At 65.3% G+C, this 8,941-nt stretch carries 9 protein-coding genes and 1 pseudogene; 2 read left to right on the forward strand and 8 right to left on the reverse strand.

The window, feature by feature from the left end:
* Window positions 1-332 precede the first annotated feature (332 nt).
* Window positions 333-1,358, reverse strand: a complete 1,026-nt coding sequence (locus E5198_RS18975; protein WP_136491510.1) for an IS110 family transposase — start codon at window positions 1,356-1,358, stop codon at window positions 333-335.
* A gap of 66 nt (window positions 1,359-1,424) precedes the next feature.
* Between E5198_RS18975 and E5198_RS18980 the strand changes: the two are divergent.
* Both E5198_RS18980 and E5198_RS22105 read left to right on the forward strand, forming a co-directional pair.
* Window positions 1,425-1,910, forward strand: a pseudogene (locus E5198_RS18980) (IS3 family transposase); the annotation flags it as partial.
* A 32-nt stretch (window positions 1,911-1,942) separates the two neighbouring features.
* Window positions 1,943-2,215: an ADP-ribosylglycohydrolase family protein gene (locus E5198_RS22105; protein ID WP_372239896.1), complete on the forward strand. Its 273-nt coding sequence runs from the start codon at window positions 1,943-1,945 to the stop codon at window positions 2,213-2,215.
* 228 nt (window positions 2,216-2,443) lie between these two features.
* Here E5198_RS22105 and E5198_RS18990 read toward each other — a convergent pair whose 3' ends face one another.
* The 7 genes from E5198_RS18990 to E5198_RS22110 form a co-directional block, all read right to left on the reverse strand.
* Window positions 2,444-3,172, reverse strand: coding sequence for a TorF family putative porin (locus E5198_RS18990; protein ID WP_136491512.1), 729 nt, complete (start codon window positions 3,170-3,172; stop codon window positions 2,444-2,446).
* 71 nt (window positions 3,173-3,243) lie between these two features.
* The gene (locus E5198_RS18995) at window positions 3,244-4,446 is read right to left on the reverse strand and encodes an MFS transporter (protein ID WP_136491513.1); all 1,203 of its coding nucleotides are present in this window, start codon (window positions 4,444-4,446) and stop codon (window positions 3,244-3,246) included.
* 76 nt (window positions 4,447-4,522) lie between these two features.
* Entirely contained in the window at window positions 4,523-5,581 is a 1,059-nt protein-coding gene (locus E5198_RS19000; protein ID WP_136491514.1) for a DUF3445 domain-containing protein, read from the reverse strand.
* A gap of 13 nt (window positions 5,582-5,594) precedes the next feature.
* Window positions 5,595-6,563, reverse strand: a complete 969-nt coding sequence (locus E5198_RS19005; RefSeq protein WP_136491515.1) for a PDR/VanB family oxidoreductase — start codon at window positions 6,561-6,563, stop codon at window positions 5,595-5,597.
* Window positions 6,560-7,165 (reverse strand): dimethylamine monooxygenase subunit DmmA family protein, encoded by a 606-nt coding sequence (locus E5198_RS19010; RefSeq protein WP_136491516.1) that lies wholly within the window; start codon window positions 7,163-7,165, stop codon window positions 6,560-6,562. Before E5198_RS19010 ends, E5198_RS19005 begins: the two co-directional genes overlap by 4 nt.
* Window positions 7,166-7,373: 208 nt before the next feature.
* The gene (locus E5198_RS19015; protein ID WP_136491517.1) at window positions 7,374-8,798 is read right to left on the reverse strand and encodes a gamma-aminobutyraldehyde dehydrogenase; all 1,425 of its coding nucleotides are present in this window, start codon (window positions 8,796-8,798) and stop codon (window positions 7,374-7,376) included.
* Window positions 8,799-8,854: 56 nt separating this feature from the next.
* The coding region (locus tag E5198_RS22110; protein WP_256659148.1) for a hypothetical protein at window positions 8,855-8,941 on the reverse strand (87 nt) is incomplete at its 5' end.

An 8,941-nucleotide genomic window follows, 5' to 3' on the forward strand; every position in this document is an offset into this window, starting at 1 on the left:
CAGTCACTGGCCGACGAGAACGCCCGGCTCAAGCGGCTGTTGGCCGAACAAGCCGAGGAGCTGGCCATCGTAAAAAATCTATGGTCACCCCCGTTTTTGCAATACTGATCAGCGATGGGTGTTTGGCTTGCCTAAATCTATCCGGCGTCCGTCTGGGGCTTGCCCCGCGCCACGATGAGAGTCGCGCCTGACGATCCTGAAAAGGCCGACGGCTTCGAAAGCCGATTTTTGTGTCAGGTTCTTCGTCAGGCCGGTGGGCCGTTCACGTCATCGGTTGTTCAGCTATCGCAAAACCTGGAAAGGTGTCTCGTGGTACAGCAACAACAGCGGGGTCAGGCGGCGCAGCCGTCTTTCCCCGCTTCATAACGGGTGTGCTTCGCGGCGATGGCCCAGGCGATACGAGCCAGCTTGTTGGCCAGAGCGCAGGCGACCACGTTCGAATGACGCCGCACGAGCAAGCCTCGCACCCAATCCGCCAGCGCTCCACGCTGGTGCTCCATATGTTGCAGATACACCCGCGCGCATTGCACCAGCAATCGACGCAGATTCTTGTCCCCGCGCTTGCTGATGCCCAGCAGGTTGGCGCGGCCACCAGTGCTGTATTGCCTTGGCACCAGGCCGACAGACGCGGCAAAGTCGCGACTGCAGCCGTACTGCTTGCCGTCGCCCAGCTCCGCAACCAGTAGGCTGGCGGTGATCGGGCCGACACAGGGCAGGCTCAGCAGGCGATTGCCCAGGTCATCCTCTTCGACTTGAGTGGCGACCTCCTTATCCAGCGACTTGATCTGCTCGTCCAGATAGCTGAAATGGGCATGCAGGCGCTGCAAGAGGACGACCAGCCGGGTAGGGAGCACATGCTCCGCCAGGACGCTGGACAGGCGGCGGATCACCGCCATGCCACGCGGCAGGCTGATGCCGAACTCCAGCAGGAAGCCATGCAGTTGGTTGATGACCTTGGTACGGTCACGGATAAGCGATTCGCGCATGCGGTGCAGCACCGACAGGGTCTGCTGGGCTTCGCTCTTGGGTGTCACGAAACGCATCGAGGGACGCGAGGCGGCTTCGCAGATGGCCTGCGCATCGATGAAGTCGTTCTTGTTGCCCTGCACGAACGGGCGGACGAACTGCGGTGAGATCAGCTTGACCACATGGCCCAGCGCCTGGATTTCTCGCGCCAGACAATGGGCGCCGGCGCAGGCCTCCATCGCCACCGTGCACGGTGGCTGTTGTACCAACACCCGCATCAGTTGCGGGCGGGAGATCTTCTTGCGAAAAAGCTCGCGTCCGGAGCCATCCTGAGCGTGCAGGTGGAAACTGTGTTTGCCCAGGTCGATACCGATCAATGCTGCGTGATTCATGGCGATGGTCTCCGGAATTGAAACACCCTGCGAAAGGCTAGCCTTCGCAGGGTGTCGGGGATGACCATCTCATTAGGCCGCCGCGTACTTTGCCAAGAGCCTCAAGTGAAGTACGCCTTCATGAGAGCGCACGCCTTGCTGTTCCCGGTGAAAACCATGTGCCGCGTGCTGGGCGTGGCCCGCAGTGGCTTCTACGCTTGGTGCTCACGCAAAGGGCGCAGCGGGGCTCCACGGCTGTGCCACGACAAGGGTGTGATCGTGCACAGCGATAGAGGCAGCCAGTACTGCTCAGCGGCTTACCAAGAGCTGATCCGCGCCCATCATCTGCGATGCAGCATGAGCGCGAAAGGCAACTGCTACGACAATGCCTGTGCGGAGAGCTTCTTCCACAGCCTGAAGGTCGAATGCATCCACGGGGAGCGTTTCATGAGCCGCACCCAGATGCGCGAAACCGTGTTTGAATACATCGAAATCGACTACAACCGCCAGCGGCGTCACAGCACGCTGGGGCACATCAGCCCAGAGGTCTTCGAGGCCCGGATGAGTGCTTAAACCCGTGTCCACGACTGCTGGGCAAGATCAGCCTGTGGTGCGCGCTGGCGGCGGACAGTCTGGAGCAGGGTGTGGTCTGGGCGGTCAACCACAGTGGCGACAGCGACAGCACCGGGCTGATCGCCGGGCACTTCCTGGGACTGATTCATGGCCCCGACGCCGTACCCGTCCGCTGGCTGGACAAGCTGGAATTACGCGAGGTGATCGAGCAGGTGGCGCGGGATATCGGCGCGGTGCACGAGCAGTATCAGGGCGGTGGGAGTGACCTGGAGCGGGCGATCTGGGGGCGTTATCCGGGATGGTAAGTCGCGCAGGTGGATAATAGGAGTCGGCTGGGGCTGTAGTGGTGCTGCTTATGAGCAAGTCTGAGATGTTCTGCAGTCAAGAGTCAGAAGCAGCATTCAGCACAGAAAGGCGTTCATTTTACAGGAGTCGGCGCTTTCACATGCATTCACCATTCTGATGTGGATTGTCAGTCTGGCGGCGGATGAGGATGGCTGGCTACTGACGCCAGTAGCCAGCCGGATAGGGCATCAGAAGCTCTTGCTGACGCTGGCCACGGCGGTGGCCTCGCAGAGGTCGTCGTAACCCAGGAAGTTGTCGCATTCGGCCTTGCTCATGTCCGTGTCGACATAGGCGATTCCCCAGGTCGCGCCGAGCAGGTCCTTGGTCAGTTTCACCTCCCATTCGTTGTAGGTCGAACGGGTATTGCCGGAGCTGGAAACCAGTACCTCATCCTTGTAGTCGACCAGGCCATAGCGCAGTGCCAGGCCGATGTCAGCCGGCAGGCTGGTTTCGTAGCCGAGGTATGACCAGCTGTAGGCCTGGTCGCCGGCATAGTCGCTGGCGTACTGGTGGCCGAGTTGCACGCCGTAGGCGCTGAGGATGGCGTAGCTCTCCGCGTAGTTGAGCTGTCCTTCCTTGGAGTAGGCGTACTTGACGTAGCCGAGATCGAGGCTGACCTCGTCGTGGATCTGCCAGAAGTAGCCGGCGTAGTAGTCGACTTCCAGGCGGGTCTTCAGGTCGTTGCCGAAGTCGACGTTGGAGGCCCAGGCGCCCAGGTAGAGGCCACTGTCGTGGGTGAGCGTGGCGGAGGCCTGCAGGGCTGGATCGCCGAGGGTCTGCGACTGGCCGCGCGAGCGGTAGTCGCTGACCGCTTCGGCGGTCAGGGTCAGCTCCAGGCTGTCGCTGAGCGGAATGGCCTGAGCGGGAATGCTGGTGGCGAGCAGGCTGGCCAGACCGGCCAATGCGAGTCTTTTCATCGATGCGATGCCTCGGGATGTCGAAGAAGGAGAGTCCGCGGCGCCGGCGAGGGCGCCGCAGGCGTGCGGGATCAGGCCGCGGAGGGTGCCGGGGAGGCGATGCTGGCCTGCTGGCGCACGGCAGCCAGCGGCACCAGCACGGTCAGCGCGGTCAGCAGCACCACGGCGGTGATGCCCCAACCGACCAGGGTGAAGCCGCCGCTCTCGGCGAGCAGGCCGGTGAAGGCCGGACCGACGGCGATGCCGAGGGTCAGGAAGGCGCCGGAGGCGGCGGCGATGCGACCCTCCTGATCCAGCGAGGCAGCCAGGGCGGTCAGGTAGGCCAGCGCATAGAAGTAGGTGGTGGAGATCATCATCACCGCGATGGTGTACATCTCCTTCGAGCTTTCGCCGAGCACGTAGCCGAGGCTGACTGCGCCGGTGCTGAAGATGCCGAACAGTACCGGGGTGCTCATGCCGAAGCGCTTGCCGATCAGCGCCGCGGCCAGCGGACCGAGCAAACCGATCACCGACTGCAGGGAGAACAGATTGCCGAGCTCCTCGCCGTTGTAGCCGACGCTGATGCCCACCTGTTCGACGAACGCCCAGCCCATGGTGTCGCGCATCGAGAAGAAGAACATCGCCGCCATCATGCACACCGCGGTCACCGAGAACAGGTTGCGGTGCTCGCGTCCGTGCTGGAAGCCGGGGGCATTGGCGTGGAGGATGGCGCGCTGCGGCATGAAGGCGATCAGCACCAGCATCAGTGCGTTGGTCCCGGCGATGGCGTAGTAGAGGCCGGCTAGACCGTGCTTAGCCATGGCGTCGGCGAACACGATCATCACGATGGCCATCAGCGCCACGAACAGGATGTTCATGTGCCCGGCAGCCTGGTCGGGGTCCTTGGCGCTCGCCACCGAGGCGTTGCCGCAGGCCAGGCACAGGCCGGCGCCGATGCCGGCCAGGCAGCGTACCGCGGCCAGCCAGTAGACGTCCTGGATCGAGGCCGAGACGATGTTGGCGCCGATCACCAGCACGGCGCCGCCCAGCGCCAAGGTGCGTCGCGGCGCACGGCCCATGGCCGGCGCGACCACCAGCGAGGCGAGCATGGTGAACACGAACTCGGCGGACATCAGGAAGCCGGCCTGGGCGGCATCCAGCTTGAGGTCGTTCATGATCGCGCTGATCAGGAAGGGCAACGCCAGCAATGGCAGCAGACCGACACCATATGCCGCAGCAAAGGCCGAGAACACCAGCCCCCAGTTATCCGGAAGGAATTGACGCAGGTTCTTCATGTTGAGTGCTCCAGTTCTTGTCGGCAGTTTTCAAGCACAGTGAATGCCTGCGCGGTGGCCGCGCAGGTGGTCCGTCTCAGCGGCTCAGCGGTTTTTCCGGATGTGCGGCGTCGACCGGCAGGCCGTCGTCGTACTGCGCCAGCCAGGCCACGGCGGCATCGCGATAGCGGGTGAAGCCCTTGTAGTCGACCAGCTCCTGGTCGAGGGTCTTCAGCACGCGGTGCATGCGCTTGGCCCACTGCGGGGCGAAGGTGCCCAGCTCCTGCAGGCTGACCAGGTAGGTGCGCACCGGGAACAGCACGGCGTTGCTGCGCGGCAGGCGGTGCAGCGGCTGCAGCTCGATGCGCAGGTTGACCAGTTCGCCGGCGTTCTCGGCGGTGACTATGGTGCGGTCCGGCGCCCAGTCCGGCAGGGTCTCGGCCGAGGTTTCCATGCGCGGGTGCACGGTCAGCGACCAGTTGGTGCGGCGCACCGGATGGCCGGGGCGCAGGCGCAGGAGGAACTTCAGCGCGCGCTCGAGGATGCCCATCTCGTGCAGCTTGGGGACCGGGCCGTGGAACTCCATGAAGCTCATGCCGAGGTTGAAACGCAGCGAGTAGTCGGCCCGCTGGGTGGCCATGCCGGCGCCGATCACCAGGGTGTTGTCGCGCTCCTCCAGCAGGATGAACTCGCCCTGGGCCTGGCGGGTGATGTACTCCATCGGCTCCATCGGCAGGGTCGAGGTGTCGCCGAAGGTGAAGGTCTGGTCGATGCCCAGCGGGCGGTTGATCCAGTGCCACTGGCTGCCGTTCTTCGCGAGGCTGAAGTGCTCGGGGAAGTCGCGGGAGTACGACTCCATGATCAGCTCCAGCAAGTCCCACTGCGCCTCGAGCATGTGCGGCAGGCTGACGTAGTGCGCGCCCGGCTGGGCTTCCAGCGCCAGGGCCCGTTCCCGGCACTCGGTGACGTAGTGCTCGTCGATGTCCAGCGCCGCCTTGAGCGCGCCCTCGCCGAAGGGCACGTGCGGCTCCACGTTCATGGAGTACATGTACTGGTCTTCCGGGTAGGGGAAGGGCAGGCGCAGTACGCAGTCGCGGCTGTTGGCGTAGCTGTAGTCGTCGCGGTAGGTTTCGTGTTGCTTGAAGATGGCGTTCATTGACTTTCCCCGTTCAGAGGTCGATGACCAGGCGCTTGCCGCAGGCACGGGACACGCAGGGCATGATCTTGGTGTTGCTGCGCTTGTCGTCGTCGGACAGCCAGTCGTCCTTGTGCTGGATCTCGCCGTCGAGTTCGAGCACGGCGGTCTCGCAGTAGCCGCAGGCGCCGCCACGGCACAGGTAGGGCGGCGTGTAGCCGGCTTCCTCCATGGCTTCGAGCATCGACTGCTCGGCGGCGACCTCGATGGTCGCACCCTGGCGGGCCAGGGTGACGCTGAACGGCTGGCCGCTGGAGCCCTGCTCGACGAAGCGTTCGTAGTGGATGTGGCTGTCGGTCCAGCCCAGGCGGCGGGCGCTGTCGATGGTGTCGTCGATCATGCTGCCGGGGCCGCAGACATAGACGTGGCTGCCCAGCGGCCGCTCGGCCAGCACCGCGGCGATGTTCAGCTGCGGGCCTGCGCCGTCGACGTACAGGTGGATGGCATCGCCGTAGCGGACCTGCAGCTCGCGGCCGAGTCCGGCATGTTCCGGGCCGCGCACGGCGTAGTGCACCTCGAAGGGCAGGTTCTTCAGGCGCAGCTCTTCCAGTTGCGAGAACACCGGGGTGATGCCCACGCCGCCGGCGATGAACAGCTGCAGGCGGGCATGCTTGGCGAGCGGGAAGAGATTGACCGGGGCGACGATCTGCAGCTTGTCACCTTCCTTGAGCTGCTCGTGGATCAGCTTCGAGCCGCCGCGACCGTTGTCGACCTTGCGCACGGCGATCTGGTAGGAGCTGGAGTCGTAGGGCGAGCCCATCAGCGAATAGGCGTTGCGGATGGTCTGCTCGCCATTGGGCAGCACGACGACGATGTTGCTGCCGCCGGAGAAGGGCGGCAGGTGTTGCCCGTCCGGGGAGACCAGGGTCAGGCGGCGGATGTCCGGGGTGACATCCTCGGTGCGCGCTATGCGTACGCGCAGGGTTCCGTGGTTGGACATCATGTGTCGAGTTCCTCTGCAGGGGGCAGTTCGCCGGGGACTTCGCCGTCGGCCTTGACGCCCTGGAAGGCGGCCAGGCGCCGCGAATAGTGGTCGCGCACGATCAGGTCCAGGCCGCAGCCGGGGCAGCGGAAGACGCGCTGGGTGACGTTCTCGGTGTAGGTGTCGCAGTGCACGCACCAGACGCGGCGCACCAGGGTGCCGCTGTGCTCGCGCAGCACCTCGTCGCGATTCATGTCGTAGGCGCCGGCGACCTGCATGGCCGTGCCGATGAAGCTTTCCGAGCCGGCCAGGTACAGGCGGGTGCCCATGTGGGCCTGGCCCAGCAGCTCGCGCAGGGCGTCGAGCAGGGCCTGGTTGCTGGAGAACTCGCGCAGATCGGCGAGGGCGCAGTCGCGCAGCTGGGCCAGGTGGTTGTGGCCGGAGAAGGTTTCGGTGGAGTAGAGCAGTGTGGTGGCCTGGCGCTGGGCCTCGCTCATTTCGCCGAGCAGGCGCAGCAGCGCGGCGCCTCCGCTGCCCTGTGCGGCCAATACGTGCCGCAGGCCACCGCTCATGGGTTTGAGCTGGTCGTAGACCGGCCGGCTCTTGATTCCTGTGATCAGCATTGCGCGAACCTCCGGTGTGTTCTGCTCGGCAGCAGGCTGGGGGTGACCGTCTGTGGTGCCGCGTTTCGTTCGGTTTTTGTCTTTTGATTTGTCATATGTTTTTAAATGTATTTAGACGGAAAGTCTACTCCCTTGATATGACCCGGGGACCGGCGGTGGCTGCACCCCGCCGGTGGCCCCGGCCGCTCCATGACGGAGCGGGGCCCCTTCAGTGCTTGACCATCACATGGCGGATGGCGGTGTAGTCCTCGAGGCCGTACATGGACATGTCCTTGCCGTAGCCGGAGAGCTTCATGCCGCCGTGCGGCATCTCGCTGACCAGCATGAAGTGGGTGTTCACCCAGGTGCAGCCGTACTGCAGGCGGGCGGCCATGCGGTGCGCGCGGCCGATGTCGGCGGTCCATACCGAGGAGGCCAGGCCGTAGTCGGAGTCGTTGGCGAAGGCCAGCGCCTGGGCTTCGTCGTCGAACGCGGTGACCGAGACGACCGGACCGAACACTTCGCGGCGGACGATCTCGTCGTCCTGGCGGGCGCCGGCGAGCACCGTGGGCTCGAAGAAGAAGCCGGGGCCTTCGACCTTGTTGCCGCCGGTGACCACGCGGATATGCGGCTGGGCCTTGGCGCGCTCGACGAAGCCGGCGACGCGTTCGAGATGGGCCGCGGTGATCACCGGGCCGAGTTCGGTATCTTCCTCGTCCTGCAGGCCGTACCTGATGCTGCTGACCGCCTCGCCCAGGCGGGCGACGAACTTCTCGTAGATGCCCTGCTGGGCGTAGATGCGGCAGGCCGCGGTGCAGTCCTGGCCGGCGTTGTAGAAGCCGAAGGTGCGGATGCCCTCCACCGCGGCGTCGATGTCGGCATCGTCGAAGATGATCACCGGAGCCTTGCCGCCCAGCTCCATGTGCATGCGCTTCACGCTGTCGGCGGTGCTGGAGATGATGTTCACCCCGGTGGCGATCGAGCCGGTCAGCGACACCATGCGCACCTTCGGATGATTGGTCAGCGGCGCGCCGACGCTCGGGCCGCGGCCGAACACCAGGTTGACCACTCCGGCCGGGAAGATCCCGGCGATCAGCTCGGCCAGGCGCAGCGCGGTCAGCGGAGTCTGCTCGGATGGCTTGAGCACCACGCAGTTGCCGGCGGCCAGGGCCGGCGCGAGCTTCCAGGCGACCATCATCAGCGGGTAGTTCCACGGCGCGATGGAGGCGACCACGCCGACCGGGTCGCGGCGGATCATCGAGGTATGCCCCGGCAGGTACTCGCCGGCCGCCGAACCCTGCAGGCAGCGCACGGCACCAGCGAAGAAGCGGAACACGTCGGCGATGGCCGGCAGCTCGTCGTTGAGCGCGGCCGCGTAGGGCTTGCCGCAGTTGCGCGACTCCAGGCGGGCCAGTTCCTCGGCGTGGGCGTCGATGACCTCGGCGACCTGCAGCAGCGCTGCCGCGCGCTCCTTCGGCGGGGTCTGCGACCAGGCCGGGAAGGCCGCCTCGGCGGCGTTCACCGCGGCATCCACCTGCTCGGCGGTGGCTTCGGGGATCTCGGCGATCGGGCTGCCGAGCGCCGGGTCGAGGACAGTCTGGATGGGGCCGAGGCCGGCGACCAGCTGGCCGTTGATCAGCAGTTTGGTTTGCATCGTAGTCATCTCTCTCTGTGAGTCTTGCTTGCCCTGAGGCGTGGGTCCGTCGTGACTCAGGCCAGCTCGTCGAAGCACTCGGCGAGGATGGCCAGGCCCTTGTCCAGCTGGGCGTCCGGGATGGTGATCGGCATCAGGAAGCG

The organism is Pseudomonas sp. A-1 (genome assembly GCF_004801855.1).
Lineage (GTDB): Bacteria > Pseudomonadota > Gammaproteobacteria > Pseudomonadales > Pseudomonadaceae > Geopseudomonas.

Excerpts from the sequence above, each read along its gene's own strand:
- E5198_RS18975 (WP_136491510.1), bottom strand. The coding sequence starts at position 1,358 with ATGAATCACGCAGCATTGATCGGTATCGACCTGGGCAAACACAGTTTC.
- E5198_RS18990 (WP_136491512.1), bottom strand. The coding sequence starts at position 3,172 with ATGAAAAGACTCGCATTGGCCGGTCTGGCCAGCCTGCTCGCCACCAGC.
- E5198_RS18995 (WP_136491513.1), bottom strand. The coding sequence starts at position 4,446 with ATGAAGAACCTGCGTCAATTCCTTCCGGATAACTGGGGGCTGGTGTTC.
- E5198_RS19000 (WP_136491514.1), bottom strand. The coding sequence starts at position 5,581 with ATGAACGCCATCTTCAAGCAACACGAAACCTACCGCGACGACTACAGC.
- E5198_RS19005 (WP_136491515.1), bottom strand. The coding sequence starts at position 6,563 with ATGATGTCCAACCACGGAACCCTGCGCGTACGCATAGCGCGCACCGAG.
- E5198_RS19010 (WP_136491516.1), bottom strand. The coding sequence starts at position 7,165 with ATGCTGATCACAGGAATCAAGAGCCGGCCGGTCTACGACCAGCTCAAA.
- E5198_RS19015 (WP_136491517.1), bottom strand. The coding sequence starts at position 8,798 with ATGCAAACCAAACTGCTGATCAACGGCCAGCTGGTCGCCGGCCTCGGC.